The organism is Sphingosinicella sp. LHD-64 (assembly GCF_031157375.1).
Taxonomy (GTDB): Bacteria; Pseudomonadota; Alphaproteobacteria; order Sphingomonadales; family Sphingomonadaceae; genus Allosphingosinicella.
The window spans coordinates 1,077,623-1,095,677 of the sequence record NZ_JAVIFV010000003.1 but is presented as its reverse complement, the minus strand read 5'-3'; the positions used below and the strand labels follow the sequence as shown (position 1 = coordinate 1,095,677).

6 protein-coding genes are annotated in these 18,055 nt (G+C 70.3%); 4 read left to right on the top strand and 2 right to left on the bottom strand.

All coding sequences use genetic code 11. The features are described 5' to 3' along the window. The first annotated feature begins 104 nt into the window (after positions 1 to 104). The 4 genes from RCO27_RS13335 (at position 105) to RCO27_RS13320 (ending at position 15,974) form a co-directional block, all read left to right on the top strand. On the top strand, positions 105 to 6,485 hold the full coding sequence (locus RCO27_RS13335; RefSeq protein ID WP_309003155.1) for a hypothetical protein: 6,381 nt from the start codon (positions 105 to 107) through the stop codon (positions 6,483 to 6,485). Then, entirely contained in the window at positions 6,485 to 9,556 is a 3,072-nt protein-coding gene (locus RCO27_RS13330) for a CHAT domain-containing tetratricopeptide repeat protein (RefSeq protein ID WP_309003154.1), read from the top strand. Before RCO27_RS13335 ends, RCO27_RS13330 begins: the two co-directional genes overlap by 1 nt. Before the next feature lie 83 nt (positions 9,557 to 9,639). Further along, on the top strand, positions 9,640 to 11,772 hold the full coding sequence (locus RCO27_RS13325; protein ID WP_374990381.1) for a BamA/TamA family outer membrane protein: 2,133 nt from the start codon (positions 9,640 to 9,642) through the stop codon (positions 11,770 to 11,772). Further along, complete coding sequence (locus RCO27_RS13320) at positions 11,772 to 15,974, top strand: translocation/assembly module TamB domain-containing protein (RefSeq protein WP_309003153.1); 4,203 nt, start codon at positions 11,772 to 11,774, stop codon at positions 15,972 to 15,974. The genes RCO27_RS13325 and RCO27_RS13320 overlap by 1 nt, the downstream gene beginning before the upstream one ends. Here the strand turns inward: RCO27_RS13320 and RCO27_RS13315 are convergent. Both RCO27_RS13315 and RCO27_RS13310 read right to left on the bottom strand, forming a co-directional pair. Continuing rightward, complete coding sequence (locus RCO27_RS13315) at positions 15,968 to 17,710, bottom strand: DUF885 domain-containing protein (protein WP_309003152.1); 1,743 nt, start codon at positions 17,708 to 17,710, stop codon at positions 15,968 to 15,970. The genes RCO27_RS13320 and RCO27_RS13315 overlap by 7 nt on opposite strands. Next, positions 17,707 to 18,039: an antibiotic biosynthesis monooxygenase gene (locus RCO27_RS13310; protein ID WP_309003151.1), complete on the bottom strand. Its 333-nt coding sequence runs from the start codon at positions 18,037 to 18,039 to the stop codon at positions 17,707 to 17,709. Before RCO27_RS13310 ends, RCO27_RS13315 begins: the two co-directional genes overlap by 4 nt. Positions 18,040 to 18,055 lie beyond the last annotated feature (16 nt).

Here is an 18,055-nt window from a genome sequence, read left to right as displayed (position 1 = left end):
TTGCCCTCGTCCTGCAAGCGGACCGCGCTTCGGCGCAGGCCTTCCAGGGCAGTCCGTCGGAAGCGATCCCAGGCTCCGTTTCATTCGATCGATCGACCGAAGGATTGGAGACCATCACCGTCAACCGGCCGACTGCGATCATCGACTGGAGCGAGGCTCAGAATAACTTCCTGCCCGAAGGCAACAGCGCCACATTCCAGAATGGCTCGGGGATCACCGACTATGCCGTCCTGAACCGCATCTTCACCTTCAATGGCGACCCGGTCCAGTTCAATGGCACCGTCCAGAGCCGCATCGACGGGCAGCCCGGCGGCACGGTGATCTTCCAATCCCGCGGCGGGATCATCCTCGGCCCGACTGCCCTGTTCGATGTCGGCAGCCTGGTCCTGACGACGCTCAGCCTCCAGGGGATCGAAGACGGTTATGGAAACCTCGTCGATTTCACGCCTGACAATTACCAGTTCGTCGACAATGACGGCAGCGGCGACATCGTCACCCAGGCGGGATCGCAAATTCGGGCCACCGCCGATGGCAGCTATGTCGCCCTCGTCGCGCCGACCATCAGCCATGGCGGCAGCGTCTACGTCAACGGCAGCGCCGCCTATATCGGCGCGCGCCAGGTCTCCTTTGCCATCAACGAGGGTCTGTTCGACATCATTGTCGAGAGTGGCAGCTTCGCTGAGGTGCCGATCACCCACAGCGGCTCGACAGGCGGGCCGGCCAGCACCGGCGCCGCCGATCCGCATCGCATCTACATGATCACGCAGCCGTCCTCGTCGTTCGGCGCGGTGGAGATGCTGCTGTCGGGTTCGGTGGGCTTCGACGACGCGGTCAGCGCCACGGTCGAGAACGGCCAGATCATTCTGTCGGCAGGGTTCGATATCGAGAACGGCGCGCTTTCCGAAAATGCGATCCTCGCGGAATCGAACATCCGCATCACAGGCGGCGACTTCAGCTCGGACGTGGTTGCGCGCGCAACCAGTGACGTGATCGTGGAAAGCCGGGATGCGGCGCTCCTGTTCGAGGGTGACCTCACCATCGAAGCCTTTCGCGAAGCCAGGCTCAGCGCGCTCAACGATGCGGTCGATGTCGAGGGCGATCTCAGCCTCACCGCGTTCGGCCCGCTCGAATTCGGCTATGGCTCGTCATTCGGGATCGGCGTGCTGGGGCTCGACCTGACCGGCGGCAGCGCGTCCATCACTGCCGAGAACGGACAGTCGCTCACCATCGCGGGCGATGCGGCGCTCAACAGTTCGGCGGTTGGCGAATTCGACAATCCGGACGATCTCGATGCGGGCGACGGCATTGGCGGCAGCGTGACGGTCAGCGCCAACGGGGTCGGTTCGTCGATCCTTGTCGACGGCAACCTCGACATGCGCGCGACCGGCCAGGGTGCTGAGACCGACTATGTGCCCAACACCGGCGGCGTCGGCCAAGGCGGGACGGCGCGCATAGCGGCGTCCGACGGGGCGGGCGTCCGCGTGGTGGGCGGCGCGACGGTCGACGTCAGCGGCACCGGCAGCCGATCGAATGGCGATAGCGGGACGCAAACGGGCGCCGAAGGTCGCGGCGGCACCATCGACATCTTCGCCTCCGGCGGCGCAAGCAGCGTCAGCATCGAAGGCGCCAACAGTTTCACCGCGCGCGGCACGGGCGGCGCGATCGAGGACGCGGTCAGCGTCGAGGCCTCGGGTGGCTTCGGACAGGGCGGCCTTTTCTTCATGAACGCCAACAACGGGACAGTCACGCTCGGTCCGTCGACCAGCATCGACCTCTCCGCGCAGGGCGCCGCCGGCCCCTTCGCGGGGTCCGGATTCGGCGGATCGGTCTTCGTCAACGCGACGGCGAATGGGACGGCCCTTCTCGGCGCCACCGCGAACATCCTTGCCGACGGCACCGGTGGTCTCGGTATCTCCAATGGCGGCGACGGCGACGGCGGCAATGTCGGGATCACTGCCCAGGGAGCCAGTGCGCGCGCAGGTGGCTTCACGGTAACCATTTCGGCGGACGGAACCGGTGGTGCCGGCACACGGGATGGCGGCGCAGGCGACGGCGGCTTCGTCCGTCTTGCGGCGATCGCCGAGGATGGCGCCATCGAGTTCGGCAACGTCAGCGCGACCGCGATCGGGACGGGCGGAGCGGGCGGGGGCTCGGGCGGAGAAGCGGGCGCCGGCGACGGCGGCACTTTGTTCGCCGGCACCGAGCTCGGCTATGGCAGCGCCACCTCGACCGCGACGGCGACCTTCGGAAGCATCAGCTTCACTGCCGACGGTCTCGGCGGCGCGGGCACCGGCAATGGCGCGATCGGCACCGGCGGTCTTGCCCGGATCGAGGCGCAGGTCGGCCAGGTCTCGTTCGGCGGCAGCAACAACCTGCAGGCGCGCGGCGTCGGCGGCGCGGCGGGCGCCCTGGCCGGCGGCGTGGGCGAAGGCGGCACCGTCAGGATTCGCGCGGCCACGGGTGCGACGATGACGGCCGCGCTCGGCAGCAGCACGCTGGACGCCAGCGGCACTGGCGGGGCCGGAGGCACCGGCCTGGGTACGGGCGGTCTGGGGCAAGGCGGAACCGCTTCGATCGAGTCGACCGGTGGCTCGATGACGCTGGATGGGAGCTTCGAGGTGCGCGCCGACGGCATCGGCGGCGTCGCCAGCCTGGCTGACCCGCCCGTCGGCATCGGCGGCAGCGGCCTGGGCGGACAAATCTTCGTGCAGGCCTTTCCGAACGGACAGGTCCAGGTCGGCGGCATGACGCTGTCCGTGTCGGGCCAAGGCGGCAACGGCATCCTCGGCGGGAACGGGACCGGCGGCGATATCGAGATGGCCGCGCTGAGCAACGGCACATTGCGGACCGGCAACGTCGCCGCCGCCGCCGACGGGAGCGGCGGGGACAGCAGGGACACCCAGAATGGCGGCACCGGGACGGGTGGAGACGTCCGGCTCGTCGCGGACGCTGTTGGTGGCACCTTGGTGCTGGGCAATGTCACGGCCACCGCGCGGGGCGCCGGTGGCGAGGGCGGCGTGGCCGGGGGCCTGGGGGACGGTGGTGACCTCTTCGCCGGCATCGAGCTGGGCTATGGTGGCGGCGGATCGACGGTCAGCGCGACGTTCGGCAATCTTTCGCTCGACGCATCCGGAACGGGCGGGAGCGGAGGAACGGGCGCCGGCGGCGGCGGAACGGGCGGCCTTGCTTTTGCCTCTGCCCCGATCGGATCGATGACCATCGGCGGCGGCTCGGCGCTCACCGCAAACGGAACCGGCGGTTCCGGCGGGACGACGGGTGGCGACGGCACCGGCGGCCAGGCGAACTTCCGCATCGAGGGCGATGCGATCGGGACCGGAACCGCCGGAGCGATGCGGGTATCGGCGATCGGACGAGGCGGCAATGGCGTGGCCGGCGGCAACGGCCGGGGCGGTATCGCCCGGACCGGCACCGATGGCGGACAGTTGACCCTGGCCGGCAGCGTCGATCTCGATGCCAGCGGCTTCGGCGGCGCGGGCACGACCGGTGCGGGCGGGGCCGGCACCGGCGGACTGGCGGAACTCTATGCCGTCAACGATGCCCCCCTGACCTTCGGGTCGGCATCGCTTGCGGCCGACGGCACGGGCGGCAGCGGCACGACGGGCGGCATCGGAACGGGCGGGCAGGATCCCGATCCCTTCGCACCCCCCGCGGGTGGTGCCGCGGTCAGCGTGGCCGGCGGTTCGCTCACCGGCGGCGCGATCATCCAATCGGCGCGCGGCATCGGCGGCGCGGGAACGGCCGGCAACGGTGGCGCCGGCATCGCCGGCAGCGCCCGGCTCCAATCGCTGAATCGGCCGACCGGCAGCCTGATCGACATCGCATCGGCGAGCCTGGATGTTTCGGCAATCGGAGGCCAGGGCACCGGAGGCGCGGGCGGTGACGCCACCGGCGGCACGATCGCGGCCTTTGCGCAGACCCTGAACGGCGTCATCCGCGTCGACTCCTTCAGCGGGTCGGCGAACGCGACCGGCGGCGGCGGCACCAGCGGCGGCGATGCGCGCGGCGGCGACGCCCAGGTCGGAACCGTCAGCGGCAACGAGACCGAGGGCGCCGTGGTCGGCGCCGGCGAGTTCGGCACCATCGTTGTCACGGCCTCCGCCGCCGGCGGTGCCGGGACCACCGGTGCGGGCGGCGACGGCACGGGCGGCGACGCGATATTGCTCGGCCAGGGCAGCACCTTCACCGCCACCAGTGCATCTCTCGCCGCCGATGGCGTCGGCGGAAACAGCGCCGGCGGCGCTGGCGGCTCCGGCGCTGGCGGCGGCACGATCGCGCTTCTGACACCGCGTTTCCAGACCGGCGAGCCGGTCGAAGCCACGATTGGCGCGCTCGCCCTCGCCAGTACCGGAACGGCAGGAACCGGTGCCACGGCGGGCGGATCGCGGCATGGCCTCGCCACGCTGACGGTGGAGGGCAGCACAGCCCAGTTCGGCTCGATCGACATCATAGTGGGCGGCGATCAGCCGCCCCTGGACTCCGCACTGGCGGGGCCCGCGGCGATCCGATCCATCAGCAGTCAGGTCACGGTGACCGGCGATATCCGCATTGCCTCCACCAGCGGGGTCGAGATCGCGGCCGACGGTGGAACCCTCGACCTTGCCGGCGTAGCCAGCATCTCGACGACGCAGAATGCGCTGCTCGATGTCACCGGCACCGGCGTGATTTCCGGCGGCACCTGGAACCTGGAAGCCGGCGGTGACATTGCCGTCCTCCATACGGATTCCGTCGCGGGTTCGCCGACAATCGACGTCGCCAGCCTGACCGCCTCCGCCGGGGGTGATGTCTCCACGGTTCCGGGCACGGTGATCCGCGCGAGCGGAGCGATGCTGATCGAGGCCGCCGGGACGGCCAGCCTTTCCGGATCGCTGCTAGGCGGCGCGATCGAGGTCCGGGGCGGCGACATCGATATCGCATCGGCCGATGGCACTACCATCGATCTCGATGCCGTGAACGAACTGACTGCTGGAGATCTGACCGCCACGGGCGGCATCACCTTCGCCGCGGGCGGCGCAGCCAGCTTCGACAGCGTCGACGCGGGCGGCCGGTTCGGTGGCAGCGCAGCGACGCTCGCGCTGCCCGACGTGACCGCGTCGGAGATCGATGTGACGGCGACCAGCGGCGGGGCATCGCTCGGCACGCTCGCCGGTGCGACGTCGCTGGCGGTGGGCGCCTTTGGCGACGTGACGTTCGCGTCGCTGACGGGCGGCGACATCGCCGTCACCAGCAGCGAAGGCGGTATCGCCGGAACCTCGGCAAGCGGCGCAGCGATTCTTTTCGACGCGGCGCAGACCGCGAGCTTCTCCGGCACGATCGTCGGGACCGAAATCCGCGTGACCTCGAACGATATCGCGATCGGCGACTCCGCGCGGCTCGGCAATGCCGATACCGAGCTTGTCCGGCTGCAAGCGCGGCAGACCGGGCAGCAGACGGTGATCGGCGGCAGCGCACAAGGCCCGGGCTACACGCTCACCAACACGGAAGCCGGCCGTATCCGTACCGCCGCTCTGGAGATCATTGCCGGCCAGACCGGTACCGCGGCGAATCGCCCGGCCGATCTGGTGGTCCGCGATCTCAGCGTCAGCGCCACGCCGACGCCGGCCGGATCGGGCGTGGGCAACCTCAGCATCGCACTGACCGCCGGCGAGGGCGGCGGCTCCGGGATCATCTCCGTGGAAGGCGCCCTGGCGATGAGCAATGCCGGCGCGAACAACGGTATCACGCTCGCAGCGCCGGGCGGCCGGGTGCAGATCGTCAATCCCCAGGGCAGCATCCGCGTGCTGGGATCGGGCGGGCTGCCGGCCGGCAACCTGGAGATCGAGGCGGCGAATATCTGGTCGGCAAGCCAGTCGATCATCGACCAGCTTGCTGGAAATCCTTCATTTGCCGGTCGCGACGATGCCCTGATGGCCAACAACGGGACAACGCAGGAACGCGGCTATATCGAAGGCGGGGAGATCCTGTTGCGCGTCGGCAGCTCCCTGCTCGTCCAGAACAGTGGCACGGCCGACGAATTCGCCGGCATCACCGTGGTGCAGAACACGCTCACCATCGAGCCGACCTCGTCGGGTCAGATCGACGTGTTTGCCTTTGGTCGCCGGATCAACGCGGATGGCACCTTCGTCGTGAACAGCCCCTATTTCCGCGAGGTCGAGTTCGGCGATCGTGCCCGCTATCTCGCGGCGGCCAGCTTCAATGACTGCACCATCGCCACCGGGGTGTGCGCCGGAGACGTGCCGCCCGGCCTCCCGGTCGGTTCGGAGGTTATCGAGGGCCCGATCGAGGAAACCGAGGAGAGCACGCCCCCGCCCAATCCGGATCGGCAGGAGTTCGTCGACGTGAGCTTCGCCACCGAATCGCTGCTCGAGGAGCCGGTGACCAGCGGCGGCGACAGCGGGGTGTGGGAGAGCCCGGAAGATTGTCCGCCGGGCGAGGTCTGCGAGCCCGGTGGCGGAGGAAACCCATGATGAACGGACGCATCTTCGGCCTCGTCGGCGCGCTCGCGACGGCGGCTCTCATGCCGGCCGACGCCGCGTCGGCCCAGTCGATCGCCCTGCAGGACAGCTTCCGGATCGGATCGGGGAGCAGCCTTCTCTGCAGCGCCCAGCCGACCATCTCCGACCGCGTCTATGCGGACATGTTCGATCGCGGCTATGCGATCACCTGCCGCGACGCGGCGGTGCCGGTCGGCAGCCTCTATGCCCTGCGCGCACGTGCCGGCGATCCGGCGGCGCGCCTCGCCGAGGCCAGGGCGGGGCGGGCGACCTGCCAGCCCGGCGAAGCGGCGGAGATCGAAGGGCTCGGCCCGGTCCAGACCCTGACCTGCCGGCTCGGCAATGCCGACGTCGCCTACCGCGTCTACCTGAAGCAGGTCGGCAGCATTCTCTACGCAGCCGAGGGTCTCGGCGGTTATGACAGCGTGCTCAGGCTCGGCCTCAGAAGCGTCGTCGCCGATCGCGAAGTGCCGGGGGACATCGACGTCGCCACCACCGGTGCCGGTGATCCGGTCGCGTTCGCCCGTGTTCAGGCATCCAGCCTCGATCCGCAGCGCGCGCTCGACGAGGCCTATCGCCGCAACAATGCCGGCAACTATGCCGAATCCGCCGAGTTCTTCGCCGCGCTGACCGAGGGGCGGACCGATCCCGCCGATCAGGCCGAAGCGCTCGCCAACGAGGCGCTGCAAAAGTCCAATCTCGGCAATTATGCCGAGGCGGATGCCTTGTTCGCCCGTGCCGCCGATCTCGCCGGCGGCGATCCGGTGAACCAGCGGCGCCTGCGCAACTACCGCACCATGCACCTGCTCAATCAGGGGCGGACCGACGATGCGCTCGCCGAGCTCGACCGGGTGCTGGCCGGGCCGCCGGCCAGCGAGGCGGTGCAGTCGCTGGTTCTCGACCGCGCCACCGCGGCACAGCTCACCGCGGAATCGCCGGGCGCGCGGCGGCTGGGCGGGCTCGAGGGCCTGTCGCCCGAAGACAAGGCCCAGGTGCTCGACGGCCAGGCACTGCAGCTGCGCGGCACCGCCTTGCGGCTCCAGGGCCGGTCCGACGAGGCCGTCGTGATGCTCAACCGGGCGCTCGACAATCTCGTCGCGATCCGCGGCGGGCGGGTCGCCGCCACCGTCTGGATGCGCGCGCAGATCCTCGGCGAGCTCGCCCGGATCGCGGAAAGCCGCCGCGATCTCGGCGAGGCCGAGCGCCAGCATCGCGCCGCCGTCGCCTTGCTCGAGGGCGACTATCCGGCTTCCGCCGCCCTGTTCAGCGCCAAGGGGCGGCTTGCCGGCTTCTACGTACGAACCGGCCAGGGCGATCAGGCACGCGGCCTCTATCGCGAGATCGTCGGCGCGATCGCGTCGGACGGCGACAGCTCGGCGTCGCTGCGCCGCATCCTCAACCCCTATTTCGGCCTGCTCGCCGAGCGCGGCAACGATCCCGAGGCCGTCGCCGACTTCTTCGCGGCCAGCCAGGTGCTGGTCCGCCCGGGCGTGGCTCAGACGCAGGCGGTGCTCGCCCGCGAGCTGTCCGGCGGCAGCGACGAGGCCTCGCGCCTGTTCCGCCAGTCGGTGAACCTCACCCGCGACATCGAGCGGACCCGGGTCGATCTCGCCCGGCTCGAAGCGCTGCCGAACCCGTCGGCCGCGCAATCCCAATATGCCGGCGAGCTCAGATCCAACCTCACCCAGCTCCAGCAGGATCAGGTCGCGACGCAAGCGCAGCTTGCCGCCTTCCCGCGTTACCGCGCCGTCGCCACCAACGCAATCAGCCTGGCGGACCTCCAGACCCTGCTCCGGCCGGGCGAGGCCTATTACAAGATGCTGGTTGCCGGAAACGATGCCTATGCGGTCTTCGTGACGGCCGACAGCGCGCGCATCTTCCGCATCGGCGCGCGTCCGGGTGAGCTCGAGCAGCAGGTCGATGCGCTGAGGCGGACGATCACCGTCGTCGAGAACGGCCAGCAGATCACCTATCCGTTCGATCTCGATCTCGCGCACCGGCTCTATGGCGCGCTGTTCACCCCGGTCGAGGACGGGATCGGCGGCATCACCCATCTGGTGTTCGAGCCGGACGGGGCGATGCTGCGGCTGCCGCCCAACCTGCTCGTCATGGACCAGGCGAGCATTGATGCCTATCGCGCCCGCGCCGCCAATCCCGACAATGACGGGTTCGATTTCCGCGGGGTCGCCTGGTTCGGCCGCGAGCGCGACATCAGCACCGCGGTCTCGGCCCGCGCCTTCCGCGACGTGCGCACCGCGCCGCCGTCGCGCGCGACCGGCGAGTATCTCGGCTTCGGCCAGAATGCGACGACGCAGGGTTTCCTGCAGCAGGGCGGCACTCGCGCCGCCGGCGAATGCGACTGGTCGCTCGCCGCCTGGAACCGGCCGATCTCGGCGAGCGAGCTCTACACGGCGCAACGGGCGATCACCGGCTCGGTGCAAGGCGCGACCGACATCGTCACCGGCGAGGCCTTCACCGACACGGCGATCAAGGGCCGCGAGAATCTCAACCAGTATCGCATCCTCCACTTCGCGACCCACGGCCTGGTCGCGCCGCCACGGCCGGAATGCCCGGCCCAGCCGGCTCTGCTCACCAGCTTCGGCGGTCAGGATTCGGACGGGCTGCTGACCTTCTCGGAGATTTTCGACCTCCGCCTCGACGCCGATCTCGTCGTGCTCTCGGCCTGCGACACGGCCGGCCGCGCCGGTGCCGAGGTGACCGCGGCGGCGGGCCTCACCACCGGCGGCGACTTCGCGCTCGACGGCCTGGTCCGCGCCTTCGTCGGCGCCGGCGGACGGATCGTCGTCGCCAGCCACTGGCCGGTCCCCGACGATTTCAACGCGACCGAGCGCCTGATCTCCGGTCTGTTCGCGGCGCCGCAGGGGACGGGAACCTCCGGCGCGCTGCGACTGGCGCAACGCGTCCTGATGGACGATCCGGCGACCTCGCACCCTTATTACTGGGCGGCCTTCGCGGTGGTCGGCGACGGCGTCGCGCCGGTGATCCGGCCGGTCACGCCCGCCGAGGTTGCCATGGTGCGTTGAACCAACCGACCTGATATACGTTTGCCCCTCAACGCCTTGGGAAGGCGACCTAAATTGGGGGGCAATTGAGGCAAAGGCATTTCTTGTTGGCAGCCGTGGCGGTCGGCGCGCTGGCCGCGCCGCTCGCCGCGCAACAGGCCTCCCCCGCCGAACCGCCGGCGGCATCCGGCCAGACGGATCCGGCCGAGCCGATCATCCCCGACTCCCAGTTCGAGGAGGCGCTGCCGCCGCTCGACCCCGAACTCAACCGGCCGCTGGAGCCGATCGAGGGACTCGACGAGAACGCGATCTCCGCGACGCCCTTCCCGCCGGTGCCCGGACCCGTCGAGGAGGCGCCGCTCGGCGATCCGGCCTTGTCCGAGCCGCTGCCGCCGCTTTCCACGTTCCGGACCGAGCCGATCCAGGACGTCGCGGCCGATGCCGACGAGGGCGGCGAGCCCGCGCCGGTCCGCTACACCTATGTCGTCGAGGGTCTGGACGAGGTCGACCTCGAGGGCCGGTTCCGCGATCTTTCCGCGCTCGAGGATGCCGACGGCGAGGCGGTCAACGGCGCGATGATCGCGGCGCGGGCCGAGGAGGACGAGCAGCTCGCCGTCCGCCTGCTGCGCTCCGAAGGCTATTATGACGCGGTCGCCACCTCCTCGATCGCGCAGCTGCCCGATCAGCCGGGGCGGGTCGTCGTCACCCTCACCGCTGCTGCCGGCAATCGCTACAGCTTCGGCGACATCCGGATCACCGGCCCGGCGACCGAGCCGCCGAGCCTGCCGCGCGCGGCGCTGACCCTCGAATCCGGCCACCCGATCGTCGCCGAGGAGGTCGAGGCGGCCGAGGCGAATGTGGCGCTGCGCCTGCCGCAGCAGGGCTATCCCTTTCCCGAGATCGGCCTGCGCGACATCGAGCTCGACCCGGCGACCCGGCTCGGCGCCTATACGCTGCCGCTCGATCCCGGTCCACGTGCCAGCTTCCGCGGCATCCAAACCGAAGGCGATGCGGTGTTCGACACCGATCACATCGATCTCCTCGCCCGCTTCAACCAGGGCGAGCTCTACGACCGGCGCCTGGTCGACGACCTGCGCGAGGCGATGGTCTCGACCCGCCTGTTCAACAGCGTCTCGGCCGAGCCGGTGCGGACCGGCGAGACGGCGCCGGACGGCACCGAATATGTCGACGTGCTCGTCCGCCAGACCCACGGACCGGCGCGTTCGATCGACGGCAGCATCGGCTACAATACCGGCGAGGGCCTGCGCGCCGAGGTCGCCTGGGAGCATCGCAACTTCTTCCCGCCGGAAGGCGGCATCCGCATTGCCGCGATCGGCGGCACCCAGGAACAGTCGGCGAATTTCCGCTACCGCCGCAACAACTGGCGCCGCCGCGATCAGGCGCTCATCGCCCAGATCGAGGCAGGACGGCGAAATTACGACGCCTACCGCGCCTACACCGCCCGTCTCGCCGGCACGGTCGCGCGCGAATCCACGCCGATCTGGCAGAAGCGCTGGACCTATGCCTTCGGCGCCGAACTGCTCGCCACCAACGAGGCCCTCGACGCGCGCGGCCAGTCCGCGCCGAGTGAGACCTATTTCATCGGCGGCGTCTTCGGGCAGGTCGGCTACGATCGCTCCAACAACCTGCTCGATGCCACCCGCGGCTATCGGCTGCTCGCCCGGATCAATCCCGAGGCCTCGCTCAACGACGGCGCCGATTTCTATGTCCGGGGCCTGATCGAGGGCAGCGCCTACTATCCGATCGGCGATTTCGTGATCGCCGGCCGGGTCCGCTTCGGCTCGATCACCGGCATCGCGCGCGACGCTCTCGCACCCTCGCGGCGCTTCTACGCGGGTGGCGGCGGCTCGGTGCGCGGCTTCGGCTTCCAGGAACTGGGGCCACGGCAGATACTGCCGAATCCCGACTTCGATCCCGCCGACCCGGAGGCTGAGCCGCCCACGATTTCCGTGCCGCTCGGCGGGCGCAGTCTCAACGAGTTCGCGATCGAGGGCCGCTACCGGTTCGGCGATTATGGCGTGGTCGCCTTCGTCGATGCCGGCCAGGTCTATGAAGGCCAGTATCCGCGCCTTTCGGACCTGCGCTTCGGCGTCGGCGTCGGCGGGCGGCTCTATACGAGCTTCGGCCCGATCCGCGTCGACGTGGCGACGCCGATCAACCGGCGCGAGGGCGAATCCCGCATCTCGCTCTACATTTCGATCGGGCAGGCCTTCTGATGTCGGATGATCGCCCCGTCGAGGCACCGCCGCCGTCCCGGCGTCACCCGGCGGTCACGATCGCGAAATGGGCCGGCATCGCCCTCCTCGCACTGGTCATCCTCGCCGGTGCCTTCGTCCTCTGGCTGAACAGCGATGCCGGCCGCCGCTACATCGTCCGTCAGGTCAACGCGATCGAGATGGCGTCGGGCCTCCAGGTCCATATCGACCGGATCGACGGCTCGATCTTCTCTGAGATAACGCTGCATGGGCTCGCGCTCAGTGACCCGCAGGGTGTCTTCTTCCGCGCCGACCGGGCGGAGCTCGACTATCGACCGCTCGCCTATCTGCGCAACCATATCGACATCCAGTCGCTGGTCGTGCCGCAGGCGCGACTCTCCCGCCTGCCGGCGCTGCGCCCGGGCGACCCGAATGCGCCGCTGCTGCCCGACATCGATATCGACATCGGCCGGCTGAGCGTCGGCCGCCTGCTCGTCGATCCGCCGGTCACCGGCCGGCGCCACCTTCTGACGCTCGACGGCCGAACGAAGATCGCCGACGGGCGCGCCGAGGTCGCGCTGAACCTCGCCGCCGTCGCCGCGCCCGGCCTGCCCGGCGGCGACCGGCTGGTGCTGCGGCTCGATGCGGTGCCGGAGGCGAACCGGTTGAACATCGCGCTGGCCGCACGCGGGCCTCGCGATGGCTTCATCGCCGGCCTCGCGGGGCTGGACCAGGACGTCGCGGCGCGGATCGAGGGCCGCGGCGACTGGGCGAACTGGCAGGGCCGCGCCCAGGCGGCGCTGGGCGGCCAGGCGCTGGCCGACCTCCACCTCGGCGCCCGCGACGGCACCTTCACTGTCGAAGGACCGGTGCGGCCCGGTCTGCTGATGGAAGGACCGGTCGAGCGGCTCGCCGGCCCGGTCACGCGCGTCAATCTCGTCACCACCTTCGAGAACCGCCGTGCGGACCTGCGGCTGCGCCTTGGCAGCCGTGCGTTGGCGGTGGCCGCGCAAGGCCGCGTCGATCTCGGCCAGAACCGGTTCGAAGGGCTCAACGTCGCCGCCCGCCTGCTCGAGCCCGGTGCGATCGCCCCCAATCTCAGCGGCCGCGATGCGCAGATCGCGCTGATCCTCAACGGCCCGTTCGCGACGCCCAGTGTCGCCTACGATCTGCGCGCCGCGCGGCTCACCTTCGGCACGACCACGGTCGAAGGGTTGCGCGCGGTCGGCAGCGCACGGGTGCGTGCGGAGGACATCATCGTACCGGTCTCGGCGCGCGCCGCCCGCATTACCGGCTTCGACGCGGTCGCCGGCGGTCCGATTGCCAACGTCACGCTGAACGGCGATCTCGGCGTCGAGGGGACACGGATCGTCTCCGACAATCTGCGCGTGCGCGCCGACCGGATCGACGCACGGCTCGCCATCGCCTTCGATCTCGCCACCGGCCGTTACCTCGCCGCCGTCCAGGGGCGGGTGAATAACTACGCGGTCGATGGCGTCGGCCTGTTCGACATCAACACCGATCTCGACATGACCAGCACGTCGGCCGGCTTCGGCCTGCGCGGCCGCGTCGCTGCGCGCAGCCGGCGGATCGACAATGCGACGGTGGCCGATCTGCTCGGCGGCGTGATGACCGCGACCGCCAACGTCGTGATGGAGCCCTCCGGACTGATTCGCGTCGACAATGTCCGGCTCACGTCGCCCCTGCTCCGGGTGACCTCCGGCGGCGGCACCTATCGCCCGAACGGTGCACTCGATCTGCGTCTCGCCGGGGTCAGCAATACGTACGGGCCGCTGGTCGTTCATGTGACCGGCACGGCCGGCGCGCCGCAGGTGCGGCTGAATGCGGCGAACCCTGGTTTCGGCGTGGGCCTCCGCGAGGTCGAGGCGACGGTGCGGGCCACCGCGGGCGGCTGGGCGATCCAGGCGTCCGGCCAGTCGGCCTATGGCCCCTTCACCGCCGACGTGCTGATCCTCAGCAATCGCGGGCCGCTCACCATCGCGGTCAACCGTCTGACCTTCGCCGGGATCGACTTCGCCGGCCGTATCCAGCAGTCGCCGGCGGGGCCGTTCGTCGGCACGCTGACCATGGCCGGGCAGGGGCTCGATGGGACGGTGCGGCTCGGTGCCGAGGGCCGCTACCAGCGGATCGACATCGCCGCCAACGCCAATGGCGCCCGCACGCCCGGCGACGTGCCGATCCTGATCCAGCGCGGCGTCGTCCAGGCCACCGTGATCCTCTATCCCGATGCACCGTCGGTCGTCGGCGACGCCCAGCTCGCCGGGCTCAGCAGCGGCGATCTCCAGGTCGCCCGTGCGCGCATCCGGATCAACTATCGCGGCGGCAGCGGCCAGGCGCAGCTGCTTGCCGAAGGCCGCCGCGGCGTGCCGTTCCGCGTCGCCGCCAATGTCGCACTCGCGCCGGACGTGATCCGCGCCGCGCTCCAGGGCGAGGTCAACGCGATCCCGTTCCGCTTCGCCCAGCCGGCCGAGATCACGCGCGACGGCGACGGCTGGCGCCTTGCCCCGGTCACGGTCGCGCTGCAGCAGGGGCGCCTGAGGCTCGCCGGCCGCTATGGCGACGATCTCGTCCTCCAGTCGCGGCTCGACAGCCTCGATCTGTCGATCCTCAACGCCTTCTCGCCCGAGCTCGGGATCGGCGGGCGCGCCACCGGCAGCCTCGATTTCGCGCAGCCGGCCGGCGGCGGCTTCCCCCGCGCCGAGATGCGCCTCAACATCGAGAACTTCACCCGGACGGGAATCGCCGTCCGCTCCGTCCCCGTGAATCTCGCGCTCGCCGGCAGCCTGCGCAGCGACGCCGCGCGGCTCGCCGGCGTGATCCGGCGCGGCGGCACCGTGATCGGGCGTGTCCAGACCCAGCTCCAGCCGACCGGATCGGGCAGCTGGACCGAACGGCTGGCCGGCGCGCCGGTGACCGGGGGCATCCGCTACAACGGCCCCGCCGACGTGCCGATGTCCTTCGCCAACCTGACCGGGCATCAGCTCACCGGCCCGGTCGCGATCGCCGCCGATGTCCGCGGCACCGTCGACGACCCGCGCTTCTTCGGGCTGATCCGCGCCGACAACCTGACCTACGTCAATGGCGACTACGGGACGCGGATCACCAATCTTGCGGTGCAGGCGCGTTTCAACGCCAACCGCCTTCAGGTCCGCCAGCTTACCGGTCGCGCCGGCGAAGGCACGATCAGCGGCAGCGGCGCGATCGGCCTCTCCGCCGCCGAGGGCTTCCCGATCGACCTCCGGCTGCAGTTCCAGAACGCCCAGCTCGCCCGCGGCGACGATCTCGGCGCGCGGGCGACGGGCAACATCGCGATCACCAACGGCGCCGGCGGCGCCCGCATCTCCGGCGAGATGGAGCTGGGCGAAGTCCGCTACGAATTCGTCCGGCAGGGATCGAGCGAGGTGCGCGAGCTTGCCGGCGTCCGCCGCCGCGGCGAGCCGATCCGCCCGCCCGGCCAGCGGGACCAGGCCGAGGCCGGCGTGCCGAGCATCTGGCAGCTCGACCTCAGGGTGCGCGCCGACAACCGCGTGTTCGTCTCCGGCATGGGCCTCGAATCCGAATGGTCGACCGACCTCAGGGTCGGCGGCACCAGCGCGACGCCGACGATCACCGGCAATCTCGAGATGATCCGCGGTACTTTGAGCCTCGCCGGCCGGCGCTTCGAGCTGCAGCGCGGCAACATCGCCTTCGCCGGCGAGCGACCGCCCAATCCGCGCATCGACATCGAGGCGACGTCGGACATCGACGATGTCGAGGTCGGCATCAGCGTGGCGGGCAGCGCCTACAATCCGCAGATTGCCTTCACCTCGACCCCGAACCTGCCGCAGGACGAGATCGTCTCGCGCATCCTGTTCGGCAGCTCGGTGACCGAGATTTCCGCCCTCCAGGCCGTCCAGCTCGCCGCGTCGTTGAACGCGTTGCGCGGCGGCGGCGGCGGGATGAACCCGCTCGGCCAGCTCCGCTCGGCGACCGGCATCGACCGCATCCGCGTGCTCGGCGCCGACGAGACCACCGGTCGCGGCACCGCGGTCGCCGCCGGCATGTACCTGTCCGACGACATCTATGTGGAGATCGTCACCGACACGAAGGGCTTCACCGCGACCCAGGTCGAGATCTCGCTGAGCCGCGTGCTGAGCCTGCTCTCGCGGTTCGGCTCGAACAGCGGCAACAATGTGAGCCTGCGCTACTCGCGCGATTACTGAGCCCGCTGCGCTGCGATCCAGGCGCGGACATGGTCGCGCAGCGCCCCGAGCGGCACGGTGCCGTTCTCCAGCACGCGCTGGTGGAACTGCCTGACGTCGAAACGCGGCCCGAGCGCCTCTTCGGCCTCCCGCCGCAGCGCCATGATCTCGAGCCCGCCGGAATCATAGGCGGTGAGCTGGCCGGGCAGGATCGCGATCCGGTCGACCAGATCGTCGGCTTCGGCGCCCGGGAAGCGGCCCGAGGCGCGGATGAAGTCGATCACCTGCTGGCGTGTCCAGCCCATGACGTGGAGGCCGGGATCGACGACCATGCCGCGCGCCGGCCACAGCCGCCGTGTCATCGGCGCATAGCGCGTCTCGTAGATCCCCGCCTCTTCGGCCAGCGCTTCCGAATAGCGGCCCCAGCCCTCGATAAAGGCCGAGTTGAACAGCAATTTCGAGATCGGCCGGGTCGAGGTCTGGGCGGCCAGGCTGATCTGCATGTGATGGCCGGGATAGCTCTCGTGCACCGCGGTGATCTCGGCGGTGCCGCGCGTCTCGTTGGCCCAGACCTCGCTGTTGATCCGGTAGAAGGCCGGCAGGGCCGGATCGATCTGCAGCTCGTAATAGGAGCTGCCGCCCGAGCCGCGCCGATAGGCATGGAACGGCTCCACCCTTATCTCCTGCGCGGGCATTTCCAGGAACAGCCGCGCGGTGCGCGCGCGGGCGCGGACGACGGCCGCGCGGGAGAAGGCGATCAGCTCGTCCTCCGACGTAAAGCGGTTGTCCGGCGCCGCCGGGATGCGCTGGACGATCTGGCCGGGATCGTCGGTGCCGAACGCCTCGCGGCCGAGCGCGCGCACGCGTTCCTGATTGCCGTTGACGGTCTCGCGGCCGAGGTTGAACACCGCCTCGGGCGACCGGTCGAGCGTCGTGTAGCTCCTGAGCGAGGCGCGATAGCATTCGGTGCCGTCCGGGTTGGCCGAGACGCCGAGCGCTTCGCGGGCGCGCGGCAGATAGTCGTCGCCCAGGAACCGGCGATAGCGGCCAAAGGCCTCATGGACCGGCCCCGCCAGAACCTCCCGCAATCTGGTCTTGAACGCGAGATCGTCGGCCCGCTCCGCCGGCGCGTAGAAGGGCAGGCTCTCGGGCCGGGCGGCGAGGATGCCGTCGATCTGCCGGATCACCCGCGCCACCACCGCCTTGGGCGCGGAATAGCCTTGGGCGAGGCCGGTGCGGGCGTTGGCGATCTCCTGGTCGATCATCGCCGGGAGCGTCGACCAGCGCTCGATCGCCTGCGCGCGTTCGTCGGCGGTGGCGACCGGCTGGTCCCGCGCCACCTCGGCGAGGCCGAGATGCCAGCCGCCCATATGATTCACCGCCCACAGGTCGAAGCGGCAGACCCGCTCGGCGCGGTTGGCGTCGAGCCGCTCCACCATGCCGGCATGGACGAAGCGGTTGGCGGTCGAGAGGCGGGCCGGGTCGATGCCGCGCAGCGCGTCGAGAATCTCGTCGGAGGCGCGCTCGTACGCCGCGACTGCCTCCGGTCTTCGATCGGGCCAGCGGCGATGATCGGGCGCCGGAACGCCGATCGAATAGGCCTGGGTCGGATCGTAGGCGACCAGCAGCTGCACCAGCCGGTCGGCAAGCGCGTCCAGCGCGGCGTCGGCGCCGGCCGGTGCGCCCTGCCCAGCCGCCGCACCGGCGACCGACAGCGCCGCCGCGGCAGCCAGCAGGCGTCCCGAAAATCTCCTCATGCCCCTCCCTTTCTTTGCGTCAGCATGTCGTCCGTCACCGTCATCGTGAACACCGGCGCGTTGCCCGGCGGCGTTTCGGCGACCGCGTCGACAAACATGGCGCGGGTTTCGGGATCGTCATAGACCATCTTTGCATCATAGGCCTTCTGCCAGGTCGCCTCGTCCGGCCATTCGGCATAGCCGACGAAGCGCCCGTCCCGATCCTGGTGGAGGCGCGAGCCGTGGCTGCCGTAGATGCGGGTGATCGCCTCGATGCCGCGGCGCCAGGCCGCGCGGAACTGCGCCTCCTTGCCCGGATGGACCCGCCACCAATAGACCGCGACGAACATTTTCCTTCTCCCGAGT